This is a genomic window from Bradyrhizobium sp. USDA 4538, assembly GCF_024171045.1.
Lineage (GTDB): Bacteria > Pseudomonadota > Alphaproteobacteria > Rhizobiales > Xanthobacteraceae > Bradyrhizobium > Bradyrhizobium australafricanum.
Genome location: NZ_JALJZE010000001.1, coordinates 7,476,761 through 7,491,107, shown reverse-complemented (window position 1 = coordinate 7,491,107; position 14,347 = coordinate 7,476,761). Strand labels below are relative to the sequence as shown.

The 14,347-nt window shown below is 65.8% G+C and carries 15 protein-coding genes; 5 read left to right on the top strand and 10 right to left on the bottom strand.

The window, feature by feature from the left end; translation table 11 throughout:
• Positions 1-22: 22 nt before the first annotated feature.
• Complete coding sequence (locus tag J2R78_RS34305) at positions 23-796, top strand: helix-turn-helix domain-containing protein (protein ID WP_253608382.1); 774 nt, start codon at positions 23-25, stop codon at positions 794-796.
• A gap of 216 nt (positions 797-1,012) precedes the next feature.
• Here J2R78_RS34305 and gcvA read toward each other — a convergent pair whose 3' ends face one another.
• Entirely contained in the window at positions 1,013-1,912 is a 900-nt protein-coding gene (gene gcvA / locus J2R78_RS34300) for a transcriptional regulator GcvA (RefSeq protein WP_253608381.1), read from the bottom strand.
• A 187-nt stretch (positions 1,913-2,099) separates the two neighbouring features.
• Between gcvA and J2R78_RS34295 the strand changes: the two genes are divergently transcribed.
• From J2R78_RS34295 to J2R78_RS34280, 4 genes are all read left to right on the top strand, one after another.
• Positions 2,100-2,606: a PaaI family thioesterase gene (locus tag J2R78_RS34295; protein ID WP_253608380.1), complete on the top strand. Its 507-nt coding sequence runs from the start codon at positions 2,100-2,102 to the stop codon at positions 2,604-2,606.
• Positions 2,603-3,865, top strand: coding sequence for an MFS transporter (locus J2R78_RS34290; protein ID WP_253608379.1), 1,263 nt, complete (start codon positions 2,603-2,605; stop codon positions 3,863-3,865). Before J2R78_RS34295 ends, J2R78_RS34290 begins: the two co-directional genes overlap by 4 nt.
• 67 nt (positions 3,866-3,932) lie before the next feature.
• Positions 3,933-4,655 carry a helix-turn-helix domain-containing protein gene (locus J2R78_RS34285; protein ID WP_253608378.1) on the top strand — a complete coding sequence of 241 codons (723 nt, stop codon included), beginning with the start codon at positions 3,933-3,935 and terminating at the stop codon, positions 4,653-4,655.
• Between the two features lie 72 nt (positions 4,656-4,727).
• Positions 4,728-5,492: a sulfite exporter TauE/SafE family protein gene (locus J2R78_RS34280; protein ID WP_253608377.1), complete on the top strand. Its 765-nt coding sequence runs from the start codon at positions 4,728-4,730 to the stop codon at positions 5,490-5,492.
• A gap of 41 nt (positions 5,493-5,533) precedes the next feature.
• On the opposite strand, the gene J2R78_RS34275 is transcribed toward J2R78_RS34280, so the two are convergent.
• From J2R78_RS34275 to J2R78_RS34235, 9 genes are all read right to left on the bottom strand, one after another.
• On the bottom strand, positions 5,534-5,800 hold the full coding sequence (locus tag J2R78_RS34275; RefSeq protein WP_021078341.1) for a hypothetical protein: 267 nt from the start codon (positions 5,798-5,800) through the stop codon (positions 5,534-5,536).
• 826 nt (positions 5,801-6,626) lie between these two features.
• Positions 6,627-7,304, bottom strand: a complete 678-nt coding sequence (locus J2R78_RS34270) for a hypothetical protein (RefSeq protein ID WP_229159374.1) — start codon at positions 7,302-7,304, stop codon at positions 6,627-6,629.
• Between the two features lie 30 nt (positions 7,305-7,334).
• Complete coding sequence (gene gatB / locus J2R78_RS34265; protein ID WP_076834432.1) at positions 7,335-8,822, bottom strand: Asp-tRNA(Asn)/Glu-tRNA(Gln) amidotransferase subunit GatB; 1,488 nt, start codon at positions 8,820-8,822, stop codon at positions 7,335-7,337.
• Positions 8,823-8,939: 117 nt separating this feature from the next.
• On the bottom strand, positions 8,940-10,301 hold the full coding sequence (locus tag J2R78_RS34260; RefSeq protein WP_168858152.1) for a patatin-like phospholipase family protein: 1,362 nt from the start codon (positions 10,299-10,301) through the stop codon (positions 8,940-8,942).
• A 156-nt stretch (positions 10,302-10,457) separates the two neighbouring features.
• The gene (locus J2R78_RS34255) at positions 10,458-10,748 is read right to left on the bottom strand and encodes a hypothetical protein (RefSeq protein ID WP_225158888.1); all 291 of its coding nucleotides are present in this window, start codon (positions 10,746-10,748) and stop codon (positions 10,458-10,460) included.
• A 3-nt stretch (positions 10,749-10,751) separates the two neighbouring features.
• On the bottom strand, positions 10,752-12,227 hold the full coding sequence (gene gatA, locus J2R78_RS34250; RefSeq protein WP_092078124.1) for an Asp-tRNA(Asn)/Glu-tRNA(Gln) amidotransferase subunit GatA: 1,476 nt from the start codon (positions 12,225-12,227) through the stop codon (positions 10,752-10,754).
• Positions 12,224-12,466 (bottom strand): hypothetical protein, encoded by a 243-nt coding sequence (locus J2R78_RS34245; protein ID WP_253608376.1) that lies wholly within the window; start codon positions 12,464-12,466, stop codon positions 12,224-12,226. The genes gatA and J2R78_RS34245 overlap by 4 nt, the downstream gene beginning before the upstream one ends.
• Positions 12,467-12,544: 78 nt before the next feature.
• Complete coding sequence (gene gatC, locus J2R78_RS34240; RefSeq protein ID WP_225158886.1) at positions 12,545-12,832, bottom strand: Asp-tRNA(Asn)/Glu-tRNA(Gln) amidotransferase subunit GatC; 288 nt, start codon at positions 12,830-12,832, stop codon at positions 12,545-12,547.
• A 361-nt stretch (positions 12,833-13,193) separates the two neighbouring features.
• Entirely contained in the window at positions 13,194-14,273 is a 1,080-nt protein-coding gene (locus tag J2R78_RS34235; protein WP_253608375.1) for a nitronate monooxygenase family protein, read from the bottom strand.
• Between the last annotated feature and the right edge of the window lie 74 nt (positions 14,274-14,347).

Below are 14,347 nucleotides of genomic sequence, written 5' to 3'. Positions count from 1 at the left end.
TTGGGACATACGAGATGAAGACGTGTTGGACGAGCTGATCACACGCCACCTCGACTATCACGCCACGGCGCGGCCGATGGCGGCGATGGAGATCGACTATCCGAGCGGCGCGTCGACCGGCCTGCACGCGCATCCGCGCGGCCAGCTGCTCTACGCGATCGAGGGCGTGATGGTCGTGCGCTGCGCTGAAGGCACCTGGGTGGTGCCGCCCAACCGGGCGGTGTGGCTGGTGGCCGATCTCGCGCACGAGGTCCGGATGTGCGGCGCGGTCAAGATCCGCACCGTGTTTGTGGACGCCGACGCGGCTCCCAATCTGCCGCAGGCCAGCTGCGTGTTCGCGGTCTCGCCGCTGCTGCGCGAATTGTTCGTCGCCGCGATGCGCGTCCCGCTGGACTATGCGCCCTCGACCTCCGATGAGCGCCTGATGCGCGTGCTGCTCGACCAACTGCGCGAAGTCGATGTGCTGCCGCTGCACCTGCCGATGCCGCGCGACGAAAGGCTCGCGCGGATCTGCGCCGCGCTGGTGGCCCACCCGGACGATGGCTCCACGGCGGAGCACTGGGCGCGCCGGCTGAAGCTGACGTCGAAGACCATCCATCGTCTGTTCGCCAGGGAAACCGGCATGACGTTCGGCGAATGGCGTCAGCAGGCCCGCCTGCTGTTCGCGCTCGAACGCCTCGCGCGCGGCGCCCGGGTGGTCGATGTCGCACTCGATGCCGGCTATGCCAGCCAGAGCGCCTTCACCGCGATGTTCCGCAAGCATTTTGGCATGCCGCCCAACGCGTTCTATCGGTAAGCCGTCCACTGCCGCTGTGCTCCCTCTCCCCGTTCTTACGGGGAGAGGGTTGGGGTGAGAGGCTGCATCCGCAAAACAACTTCGAGTTAGACTCGCGGAGATTTCCCCCTCACCCGGATCACATTGCGCTTCGCTCCATGCGATCCGGCCTCTCCCCGCACACGGGGCGAGGTGAAGCAGAGTCCGTTGCTCGGCCTGACATAATCTCGTCGCGCTTTAGTGCTCCGCCGCCGACTGAGCCTCCGGTCCCAGGATCCATTCCCTGAACGCCGCGATCTTCGGAAGCGACTGCCGGTTGTCGGGACAGACGAGATGGTAGGCGAACTCCTCCAGATGCGCGGTCTCGAGCAGCTGGACCAGTTCGCCGCTCGCGATCTCATTTGCGACCATCGCGGCCGGCAGCAGGCCCGCGCCCTGCCCCGTCAGCACGGCCTTCAGCAGGAGGCCGCTGTCATCGAACGACGGTCCGCGCAGCGTGCGAACCTCCGCGATGCCGTTGGCCTGAAACCACAGGCTCCACCCCTTGCGATCGGCGTCATGCACCTGCGGCCAGCCCGCGAGTTCGCCCGGAGATGCCGGCCGGCCAAGTCGCTCAACCAGCGACGGCGATGCCACCGCCACCATCTCCACGGTGACGACGCGGTCGCTGCGCAGCCCCGGATAGCGGCCAAGGCCGTGGCGCACCGCGACGTCAACGCCGCTGCGCGAGAAATCGACCACTGTGTTGCTGGTGACGATCTGCAGATCGATCTCGGGATGCGCACCCTGAAACGAGGCCATGCGGGGCACCAGCCAGGCCGACGCAAAGAACGGCGTGACGCTCACCGTGAGCGTACCGACATCGACCGATGCCGCGACGCGGCGCGAGGCATCCGCGATCTGGCGAAAGGCGTTGCGGATCGACGGCAGATAGTCGCGGCCGGCGTCGGTGAGATAGATGCCGCGCGGAACCCGCTCGAACAGCTTCACGCCGAGATCGGCTTCGAGCGTCTTGAGCATCTGGCTGACCGCGCCCGGCGTCACGCACAGCTCCTCGGCCGCGAGCTTCACCGAGAGATGGCGAGCAGCGGATTCAAACGCCTTGAGCGCGTTCAGGGGTGGAAGCCGGCTTTCCATGATTTAGATTTTCTAATCTGAATTGCCCAGCAAATCTGGTTTGCCAACTCGGCGTTCCGGGCGCCTTATCAGCTTAATCCGATGCTGAAAGCCGCGTCAATGCAGGGAAAAGTCGAATCATGGAACTTAGATTTTCTAACCTTCTTTGCCGCTCCCGACGGCTCCGTTTTCTTGATGGAGCCAAGCCATGACTGAGGTCGCAAGCAGGCTCACCCTCCGCGAGATCGCTGCAGGCGGCCGGACCGGCCCGCTCGTCGAGCGCATCAACGCGTCGCAAGCCGGCAGCCTGCCCGGCCAGCTGGATTTTCAATGGCTCGAAGCCGGATGCGGCCACATCCGCGGCCGCTTCGAGATTGCCGCAAAACACTTCTCGCCGCACGGGCTGCTGCACGGCGCAAGCATCGTCGCATTGGCCGATACCGCATGCGGATTCGGCTGCCTCGCGTCGTTGCCGGATGGCGCCATCGGCTTCGCCACCGGAGAGTTGAAAACCAACTTCATCGGCGCCGCGCGCGAAGGCGGCGTGAGCTGTGAGGCGCGCCTCGTTCACGCCGGGCGCACCACCCAGGTGTGGGACGCCGAGATCCGCAGCGAGGCGACAGGCAAGACCATCGCGCTGTTTCGCTGCACGCAGATGCTGCTCTACCCGCCGAGCAAGGCCGGTGGTCATGCGGCACAGGGAGAACGATCATGAGGAATGCCGTCATGCACGCCGGTTATCAACGAGCCAGACCGTTCTACGGCTGGTACGTCGTCGCAGCAGCCTTCGTCGTCACATTGATCGGCTTCGGCAGCGCCTACACATTCTCGTCCTTCGTCGAGTCCCTGCAGCGGGAGTTCGGCGCCTCGCGCGGCTCGGTGTCGCTGGTGTTCTCCTTCGCTGGCTTCCTGTATTTCGGCCTGGGGATGATCTCCGGTCCGCTTGCCGATCGCTGGGGCGCACGCAGGCTCGCTGGCCTCGGAATGGCGCTGGTCGGTCTCGGCATGGTGCTGGCGGGACAGGCGCAGACCATCCTCCAGGTCTATGCCGCCTACAGCATTGGGATCGGCGCCGGCGTCGGCTGCGCCTACGTGCCGACCTTGGGCGCCGTGCAGCGCTGGTTCGTCAGGCGGCGCGGTTTTGCGTCGGGCCTCGCGGTCAGCGGGATCGGGGTCGGCACACTGGTGATGCCGCCGCTTGCGACCTGGCTGATCACGAGCCTCGGCTGGCGCGATGCCTATGTCGTGCTGGGCGTTGTCGCCGCCGTCGCCGGGATCGGTGCATCGCTGCTGATCGCGGACGATCCGCGCCGCTACGGCACCGGACCGGACGGCGATCCGCTCGAGACGGTTTCGGGCGCGCCGCTCCGCCAGGGTGTTGCGATCCGCGCTGCGGTACGGAGCGCGCGCTTCGCCGGGCTCTATGCCGCCTGCCTGATCAGCGCGTTCGGCGTGTTCGTGCCCTTCGTGCACCTCGTGCCGTTTGCAATCGATCATCAGGTGGCGCCGACGCTGGCCGTACTGTTGCTCGGGATGATCGGGGTCGGCAGCACGGCCGGCCGGTTCTTCCTCGGCGGCATCGCCGACCGCGTCGGCCGCGATGTATTCCTGGTCGCGATGTATCTCGGCATGGCCGTCTCGCTGGCGATCTGGGCGATCGCCGGCACCTTCTGGTCGCTCACGGCCTTCGCGCTGCTGTTCGGCCTGTTCTATGGCGGCTGGGTCGCGATCCTGCCCGCTGTCGTCACCGACCATTTCGGCGGCCGCAATGTCGGCGGCATCATCGGCATCCTCTACACCAGCGTCGCGGTTGGCACGCTGCTGGGCCCGAGCGCCGCCGGCTTCGCCTACGACATCAGCCACAGCTACTTCATTCCGGTGGCGATCAGTGCAGCCGCCAATCTCGTCGCCGCCCTCATCGCAATGGCGACCATGCGAACGGCCTCGCCGATCGCCTCGGTTGCGCAGCGGTGACGTCCCATGACGGGCGGTGACCCCCGTGCTACGCTCGGAGATCACCGCCCCATCGTTTCGAGCCTCTGTGATCACTCGCTTCGTCATGACCAATGCCTGGACTTATCAGCGAGCCGACAGGGAAGACATCGTCGAGCTGGCATCGTGGCGCGGCGCCGGCTCGCTTGGCCTCAAGCCGCACTTCCATGACGAGAGCCAGATCGTGCTGGTGCTGTCGGGGTCGCGCGCCTTTCGCATCGGCGGCGCGACCGTCACCGTGCCTGCCGGCCATGCCGCGCTCATTCCGGCGGGCATGCTGCATGCGCCGATGACGATGTCGGACGAGGAAACGGTCTGCCTGAACGCCTACGTTCCAGCCGGCCGCGTCTGCTCGTCGGTGCGGATCATCCGTTTCGGGCAGCGTTGGCGGAACGTCGACGAGATCTCGCCTGAGCACGTCAGCGAGATCGCCGACGACATCCTGTCGTGCGCGCCGTCCTACCCCGCCGGGTACACCGACAGGACGAAGCTCGACATCGCGCTGACCGAGAGCGTCGCGCCGATCGGCGCGATTGCCGCCGGCTTCGGGCGAAGCCGCGAAGGGTTCAGCCGCATGGTCAGCCGCGAGCTCGGCATCCCGCCGCATACCTTCCCCCTGCTGGCCCGCCTCAATCTTGCCCGGCAATTGCTGCGCGCCGGCGCGCCGATTGCGGCAGTCGCGGCCGATGCGGGCTTTTCCGACCAGAGCCACCTCACCCGGCTGTTCCGCCGCACCTTTGGCACGACGCCGGGCGTCTACTGGCGCGGCTGAAGTGACGTCACAGACGTTCCAGACCGATTGGCGCGCCGCCCGCTAGCCTGCTCACCCTAAAGAGGGTGAAGGATGAATACCCAGACAAGTCTTCTGCTGCTGGCGGCCGGGGTCGCCGGCGGCATCATCAATGCACTGGCGGGCGGCGCGACGCTCATCACCTTTCCGGCGATGCTCGCGGCGGGCCTGCCGGCCGTCATCGCCAACGCGTCGAATGCGGTGGCGATCTTGCCGGGCCATTTGATCGCCGCGCTCGCCGATCGCGGCAAGCTGCCGCCGCCGACGCGGCGCACGATCAGCTTCGTCGTGATCGCCACGGTGGGCGGCGCGGTCGGCGCCGGCGGGTTGTTGCAGCTTCCCGAGCGGCTGTTCCTGCTGCCGGTGCCGGCCTTGATCGCATTTGCAACGCTGTTGTTCGGCTTCGCGCCGCAGATCCAGGGATGGACCGTCGGGCGCGAGAAGGCCGCAGCGCTGCCCTCGACCGGCGCGAGCGGTGCTATCCTGGGATTGTCGTGCATCTATGGAGGCTTCTTCGGCGCCGGTCTCGGCGTCATCCTGACCGCGGTGCTGTCGATCACCGAGCCCAACGACATCAGGGCGATCAAGGCGTTGAAGAACCTGCTCGCGACCTGCGTGTCGCTCGTTGCCACATTGATCTTTATCTTGCAGGGCGCGGCGCGGTGGCAGGAGACCCTGGCGATGCTGCTCGACGCCATGATCGGCGGCTATGCCGGCGGTTTCCTGATCCGGATCCTTCCCGGCCACATCGTCCGGCAGTTCGTCATCGTGGCCGGAGCGGTGATGACGGTGGTCTACGCGGCGCGATACTGGTTCTAGGTGGAGCGAGGGAGCCGAGGCTCCCATCGACATCGGTTGGCTTAGTGCGTCGTCATCCAGGCGCGGGCTTCACGCTGGGCGGCCGCGATCTCGACATCGGACATCTGCTCGGCGACTTCGCGGCGGTGCGCGATCGCGTCAGTACGTCCCTTGAGCGCCGCCAGGTTGAACCATTTGTGCGCCGCGACGAGGTTGACCACGCCGGAGCGACCGCTCGCCCAATACATGCCGCGTTCGAACAGCACGTCCTGGATCGCCGTTGCGGCAACCGGGACAGCGCTTTCCTGATCGATGACCCCCTGAAACATTCTCATTCCCCTTTTTGTTGTTGGCCGCCCTCCCCCGAGCGCGGCCCCCGTCCACTGTTAAAACTACCCTGTCATTCCCGGGCTGATCTCTTGATCATGCCCCGCGCCGATCCTTGGGATCACCGCGTGCCGTTTGCCGGCTTGTTGGGATGATCATGGCCCATCAAATTTGAAGAGCGGTTTAAGTATCGCGATGAACGGGATGTAAATCGGCGTCGCCGAGGGCGCATCGAGGAATCGCAGAAGTGCCTGTGCCGCAGGCACTTCCTTGCATTCGTGAACGCCGGTTTACCCTGGTGTTTGGGACAACGATAACCATGGCGGACATTGGCCGCGGCGCCGGCGGGTCCCACCAGGCAATCAGTTTCGAAATTGACGGAGGGGCGGCGCGACCATGGACGAGCCGCGGAGCGGCGTGCGGTCGGGTGCGCAGACAAAAGCAACGCGAGGCCGTCAGGCCCAGCGTCGATCCGGAACGGGGATGGATGGGGAAAGTGGCTGCCGGGCGCGGACTGCGCGGGCCGCCGGAACGAGGGGGTCGGCGAACACGTCAGGACCAGATTTCAGCTCGGCATTCTCGCCGGTGAAATTGCGGAACCAAGCGGGCTCCGCACCGAACGAAGAAATCTCTGTTTCTTCTGCCGGACCGGTTTTGGGAAGGTTGCCCTCTCCGAAATTCGATCCAGCCGTTTGACCTGATGTCTCGCCGACACCCTCTTTCGTCAGCCAGAGCCTTGGGGGTGGGATGTGCCTCTCAGCAGTCCGTCCGCTGGCTCTCGCGACGTGCCGGCGTCAAGCCGCCGGCAATCCTCTCGAGGCGAGAGGCTTACTTCTTCTTGGCGACCTTGCGGGTCTTCTTCGCAGTCTTCTTCACTGCGCTCTTCGCCTTCTTCGCCTTCTTCGCCTTCTTTGCCTTCTTAGCCATGTTGCCCTCCAGTATGTGAGATGGCTCTACTTCGCTGCGTGCACTCGGGAATCGATATGCACTACTTCCCGAATACACCAACAGACCGAAAAAAACAGTGTCCCGCTTAAGGAAGTGTTGACGCAGCGGTGGCAACGCGCACAGCGCGCGTCGCCGTTCAAATCGACGATGCAATCGCGCGACGATGCAAGAAGTGCAACAGCCGCCGACATCGGCATTTGTCAACGTTGCAGGAAACGCTTGTATTGCAGGCCTTTCTTGAATTCGCATTGAAGCGATCGACACGCGACCGTCATTGCGCTGAGTCGCGAGCAACGACAAAAAGCGGCGCGACGCCGACGCCGAGTCGTAATTTTTGGCAACGAAAAAAATTTCGTGGGTAAGACGGGTTTTGCCTCGTTTGAGGTCATCCGAACCGGATTTGCGAACGAATCGCGGCTTCTGCGATTCGGCGCCGGTGGCGCCGGCGCGCCACGAACGGAGGGTGTGAGGCAGGATCACGCCGCGTTCACGCGCGCGCGACGACACCGAAGGTGACGGCAAAGGAGCATGCAAGGGAGCATGATCCGGCTGGATCATGCGCCAAGGACAACATCATTGTCCTGTTGTTCAGATGCCGAGCTTCGACTTCAAGAGGTCGTTGACCGCCTGCGGGTTCGCCTTGCCGCCCGACGACTTCATCACCTGACCGACGAACCAGCCGACCAGTTGCGGCTTCGCCTTCGCTTGCTCGACCTTGTCGGGATTGGCCGCGATGATGTCGTCGACCACCTTCTCGATCGCGCCGAGGTCGGTGACCTGCTTCATGCCGCGCGCCTCGACGAGCGCGCGCGGATCGCCGCCTTCCTGCCAGACGATCTCGAACAAGTCCTTGGCGATCTTGCCGGAAATCGTTCCCTCGCCGATCAGGTCGACGATCGCGGCGAGCTGCTCCGCCGACACCGGCGAGGCTGCGATCTCGACGCCTTCCTTGTTGAGACGACCGAACAGTTCGTTGATCACCCAGTTGGCGGCGAGCTTGCCGTCGCGCGCCTTGTCGGCAAGACCTGACAGCACCGTCTCGTAGAACTCCGCGCTCTCGCGCTCGGCGACCAGCACGCTCGCATCATAGGGCGACAGGCCGAAGCCCGTAATAAAACGGGACTTCTTCTCGTCCGGCAGTTCCGGCAGCTGCGCCTTGAGATCGTCGACGAAGGCCTGGCTGAACTCGAGCGGCAACAGATCGGGATCGGGGAAGTACCGGTAGTCGTGCGCCTCTTCCTTGGAGCGCATCGAGCGGGTCTCGCCCTTGTTCGGGTCGAACAGCCGGGTTTCCTGGTCGATCGAGCCGCCGTCCTCGATGATCTCGATCTGACGCCGCGCCTCGTACTCGATCGCCTGGCCGATGAAGTTGACCGAGTTCATGTTCTTGATTTCGCAGCGGGTGCCGAACGCGGTCTCGCCGTAACGGCGCACCGAGACGTTGACGTCGGCGCGCAGATTGCCCTTCTCCATGTCGCCGTCGCAGGTGCCGAGGTAGCGCAGGATCGAGCGCAGCTTGGTGACGTAGGCCTTGGCCTGCTCGGCGTCGCGGATGTCGGGCTTGGAGACGATCTCCATCAGCGCAACGCCGCAACGGTTGAGGTCGACATAGGACATCGTCGGCGACTGATCGTGCAGCAACTTGCCGGCGTCCTGCTCCAGATGCAGCCGCTCGATCCCGATCGTGACGCTGCGGCCGCCGTCGAGCTCGAGCGACACCTCGCCCTCGCCCACGATCGGCGACTTGTACTGGCTGATCTGGTAGCCCTGCGGCGAGTCCGGATAGAAATAGTTCTTGCGGTCGAACACCGAGCGCAGGTTGATCTGCGCATTCAGCCCGAGACCGGTGCGCACGGCCTGGCGGACACACTCCTCATTGATCACGGGCAACATGCCCGGCATCGCGGCATCGACCAGCGAGACATGGGAATTGGGATCGCCGCCGAACGCGGTCGATGCGCCGGAGAACAGCTTCGCGTTCGAGGTGACCTGGGCATGAATCTCCATGCCGATCACGACCTCCCAATCGCCGGTGGCGCTCTTGATCAGTTTGTGCGGGGCGGCAGATGCGGTCATGGATCTCGGTTTCCGGATAAAGGATATCTGGGATGGATTGGGCTTCGCGCAACCAATCGCGCCAGTCAAGCCGCCTTGCGGTCCACTTGCAGCCCGCCGCCGTCGCCTGAGGCGGGATCAGAGCCCGCGCCGGAACTGCTGATAGGCCTTGCTCGAGCGTAGCGCGTCGGCGCCGCCCGCGATCAGCTGGTCGACCTGCTCCGGCGGCAGCGACAACCGCGTCGGGATGGCGTTCAGGATGCCGGCGCGGTCCGGTCCGAGCCGGTCGAAGCCGAGCCGTTCGACATAGATCGCGACGTCACCGCATTTCCAGCCGGCGCCGACGCCGAGCCGGCTGCGCTCCGCCGCCGACAGCCCGCAGCGCCAGCGCTTCAGCTTGCCGGACCAGTCCTCGGCGAGCGCCGTGAAGGCGGCGTAGCTGGAGCGCACGCTGGCATCGATCGCGGTGTCGGCGGCCGCGGACACCAGTTCGACGCCACTCGGCCCTTCGAGCGTCTGCACGAAGTCGCCGGAGATGCCGCGGCCGGCGTCGACCACCAGGAACAGGATGCGCTTCAGCTTGGCCGCCTGCCGTTCGTTCAGCGGCTCGTAGGGACGCTGAGCGGCGAGCAAGCCGATGCTCAGCCCCGACAGGCCGTAATTGTCGACGAGGCCGCCATCGAGCAGCTTGACGTAGCGCATCGAGCCGTCGCGGTAATGTGCCTGGGCCTCGGCATAGGCGCGCAGCAACGGCTGTGCGTTCGGATCGTTGCGCACCCGCTCGAGCCAGGCCGGCAGTGGCGCGGCGCAACCGCCGGGATAGGTTTGCAGTACGATCGGGGCGAACGCCAGCGGCACCGCGGCGGATGCCGCCACCGCTTCGGCGACACGATACGATCTGATGTCGCTGCACAAGGCGTCGAACGACGTCTTGCCGAACACGAACGGCGTGCGGTTGTAGATATCTGACGCGTTGATCCAGACCCGCGGCCGGCGATCGTCGGCCAATGCGTCGAACCGCGCGCCGTCGAACAAATTCTGATCGAGCCAGTCGGTGAACTGGCTGTCGTTGACGCCGCCGCCGAGCGCGCGCCCGATATTGCCGAGCGAGATCCGGGTCTTCAGTCCCTCCTCGGCATTGCGCAGCAGGAAGCGCTGGCGGAAATCGTCGAGCGCCGCGCGGCGCTTCAATCCGAAATAGGCGGCGGTGACCGATCCGCCGGAAACGCCGGAGACGAAGTCGACGCGGTCGAGCAGCGTCTTGGTGCCCGCCGCGCTCGAACGCGTGTGGTCAAGCTCCTCCAGCACGCCGAAGGAAAACGCCGCCGCGCGGGTGCCGCCGCCGGAGAACGACAGCGCGAGCAGCAGATCATCTTCGTAGGCCGGAATGTCGCGGGCGCTGCTGTTGTCGGCGAGCGCGGCGCCGAGCGGCACATTGCCGGGCAGATTGTAGACGGAGGCGCAGCCGGCAAGGCCCGCCGCCACCACGGCCACCAGCATTGCTGACAGCCATCCCCCTATGCCCGACCCACGCACGAATACTCTCTCTTGCAGCTGGCCCCCGCCCGGTTCCACTAGCCTATCACGGCCAATCTGGGCGGCGGCATGGCGGCCGAAACAGGGTTAATGCTCGCGGTGCCTCCGCACCGGCGTCCTTTAGCCGCGCTGCGCCAGCAGCGCGGCTACGATCCGCTCCCACTCGGCCTCGAGCGTGTCCTTTGCGACCGGCTGGCCGGCCTGGCGATACCAGTAGCCGGCATTGCCGAGATCGCCCTCGACGCGATGCAGATGGGCATGCACCCAGGCCGAATTGGCGTCGCCCTCGTCCTGCACGATGCGGTGCGCCTGGTCCCAATCGCCCTTCTTCGCCCACCACAACGCGGCGAGCGGTGGCGACAGCGCCGCATCGGGCGCGGTGTCAGCGAGACTGGCGCGGAAATCCGCCATCGCTCACCACCATCTGGGCGCCGTGAACCGGCCGGCCGCCTGCTCGATCACCTCGCCGAGCGAGAACAGCGTCTCCTCATCGAACGGACGGCCGATCAGTTGCAGGCCGAGCGGCAGGCCTTGCGAGTCCTTGCCGGCGGGCACGGCGATGCCCGGCAGGCCCGCCATGTTCACGGTCACCGTGAAGATGTCGTTGAGATACATCTCGACCGGATCGGCGCCGCCCTTCTCGCCGATGCCGAACGCCGCCGACGGCGTCGCCGGCGTCAGGATCGCGTTGACACCCTTGGCGAAGCAGTCCTCGAAGTCCTTCTTGATCAGCGTCCGGACCTTTTGCGCACGCAGATAATAGGCATCGTAGTAACCGGCCGACAGCACATAGGTGCCGATCAGCACGCGGCGGCGCACCTCGTCGCCAAAACCATCGGCGCGGGTGTTCTCGTACATCTCGATGATGTTCCTGCCCGGTTCGCGCAGCCCATAGCGCACGCCGTCGTAGCGCGCGAGGTTCGACGAGGCCTCCGCCGGCGCCACGATGTAATAGGCCGGCAGCGCGTATTTGGTGTGCGGCAGCGACACCTCGACGAGCTCGGCGCCGGCGGCCTTCAGCCACTGCGCGCCCTCGCTCCAGAGCTTTTCGATCTCGGCCGGCATGCCGTCGAGCCGATATTCCCTGGGGATGCCGATCTTCATGCCCTTCACGGACTTGCCGATCGCGGCCTCGTAGTCCGGCACGGCGATGTCGACCGACGTGGTGTCCTTGGGATCGTGCCCCGCCATCGAGCGCATCAGGATCGCGGCATCGCGCGTCGAGCGCGCGATCGGGCCGGCCTGGTCGAGCGAGGATGCAAACGCGACGATGCCCCAGCGCGAGCAGCGGCCATAGGTCGGCTTGATGCCGACGGTTGCGGTGAACGCGGCGGGCTGGCGGATCGAGCCGCCGGTGTCGGTCGCGGTCGCGCCCATGCAGAGAGCAGCCGCCACCGCCGAAGCCGAGCCGCCGGACGAGCCGCCCGGCACCAGCGTGGTGTTGGAGCCCTCGCGCCGCCACGGGTTGGTGACCGGGCCGAAGCACGAGGTCTCGTTCGACGAGCCCATCGCGAATTCGTCATTGTTGAGTTTGCCGAGCAGCACCGCGCCGTCGCGCCACAGCTGCGAGGTCACCGTCGACTCGTAGGGCGGAATGAAATTGCCGAGGATATTCGAGCACGCCGTGGTCCTGATGTCGCGGGTCGCGAACAGGTCCTTGATGCCGAGCGGGATGCCGGCGAGCGGTCCGCCCTCGCCTTTTGCAATTTTCGCGTCGGCGGCCTTGGCCATCTCGCGGGCGCGGTCGGGCGTTTCGAGCACATAGGCATTGAGCACACGCGCGGCTTCGATCGCGGCGAGATGCGCATCGGTCAGTTCGCGGGCGGTGAAAGACTTGCTCGCCAGGCCCTCGCGAGCCTCGGCGATCGTCAGCGATGTCAAATCAGTCATTTATTGATCGGGCTGCAGAAGAACGGAGACAGGGTCTTGTCGTTGGCGGGGTCGTCTTGGCGCGCCAGGTTATTTGCCTTGCCATTTTCCTTGGCGCGCTCGGCGTCGAGCGCCTCGAGATGGTCGAGCACGGCGTCCATCGCCGCGTTGGGATCGGCGACCTTCCCCTTGCGCTCCATGGCATCGAGGAAGTCCATATAGGCCTTGTAGGCCTTCTCATCGTCGCACAGCAGACACATTGGACTTTGTCGCTTTTGTTTGACGCGTTTTCTTCACGCGAACCGGTATCCACTTCGCTCGAAAACGCGATGCTTGGGTTACTCGACCACCTTCGGCACCAGGAAGAAGTCGTTCACGGTGTCGGGCGCGTTGCGGACGATGACGTCGGCGATCTCGCCGTCATTGACCACGTCGGCGCGCTTCTTCATCTCCATCGGCGTCACCGAGGTCATCGGCTCGACGCCGTCGACATTCACTTCCGACAGCTGCTCCACAAAGGCTAGCATCGCGTTCAGCTCGCCCTGGAGATGGGGAACTTCGGCGTCGCTGACCGCGATCCGCGCCAGATGCGCGATGCGGCGGACGGTCGTGGCGTCTACGGACATTATATAGGGCCTCGGGGCTGAAAGGTCAGCCTGCCGTATAGCAGAGGCCGGTTTTGCGCCGCAACCGCGCGGATTTGCCCACCCGACGGGGCTTTGGAGCCCATCCGGCGACCGACAAGACATCCTGCCACGGATTCCGGCTGCGAAACGCACGACGAAACCAGTTCGCGGCCGCCGCGAAGTCGTCCCGAAACATTCACGGCGCCTACTCGACCCAAACAGAAAAGTTCGGAGCGCGTCATGTCAATGCTCAACGGCAGCCCCCGCCCGGAGGGCTGGGACCCGGCCCTCTGGTCGATCGGCACGGCGCTGGGGGTCGCGATCCTCTACGTGGCCTGCCTGGTCTGAACGAGGCCGCGCGTCAGGCCTGAGACAGAGCCGCCATCCGCGCCAGTGCGGCGCCGGCCAGCGCGCGGGTCAACTCGGCCGCCGGCATTTCCTTGCCCATCCGCACCGCCTGCCCGGCCCACAGATTGGTGAAATCGACCTTCCCCTGTTTTTCGGCAGCCGCCTTCAGCGGTCCGAGGGCGGTTGCTGCGTGCGGGAACGCCGGCGCGTCCGGCGAGATCGGCCCGACCTCGCGCATCACACGGTTGGCAACGCCGCGCGCCGGGCGGCCGGTCATCACATTGGTGATGACGGTGGATTCGTCGCTCGCCTGCGCCAGCGCGACGCGGGCCTGCGCCGTCACCTTGGACTCCGGGCAGCGCAGATAGGCCGAACCGACCTGCACACCGGAGGCGCCGAGGGCGAATGCCGCGGCGATCCCGCGCCCGTCGGCGATGCCGCCGGCCGCGACGACCGGCACCTTCACCGCATCCACCAACTGCGGCAGCAGCGAGAACGTCCCGGGCTGCTCGGCGATGTTGTCGGTCAGGAACATGGCGCGATGGCCGCCGGCGTCGGCGCCTTGCGCGATGATGACGTCGGCGCCGTTCTCCTCGAGCCAGATCGCTTCCTTCACCGTCGTCGCCGACGACATCACGGTGGCGCCGGTGGCTTTCACCCGCTGCAACAGATTTGGCTCCGGCAGGCCGAAATGGAAGCTGACGACCTCCGGCTTCAGCTCCTCGATCACGGCGCAGAACGCCGCATCGAACGGCGCGCGGTTCGCCGCATTGATCGGCGCGTTCGGATCGAGACCATGCTCGCGATAGTAGGGCGCCAGCCGTCGCCGCCAGTTCGCCTCGCGCGCCGGATCGGCGTCGACCGCCTTGTGGCAGAAAAAGTTGAGGTTGACCGGCGCAGAGACGCGTTGACGGATGATGTTGACCTGCTCGCGCGCCTTCTCGGCCGACAGCATCGCACATGGCAGCGAGCCGAGCCCGCCCCCTTGCGCCACCGCAATCACCAGCTCCGCATCCATCACGCCGGCCATCGGCGCCAGCACGATCGGGAATTCGGTCTTGAAACGATCGATCAATCGACGGTCCGGCCACATGGCGTGTCTCTTTCCTGGCTTGCTCGGAATTACCCTCTCCCCTTGCGGGAGAGGGTGCGCTCGCAAGGCGAGCG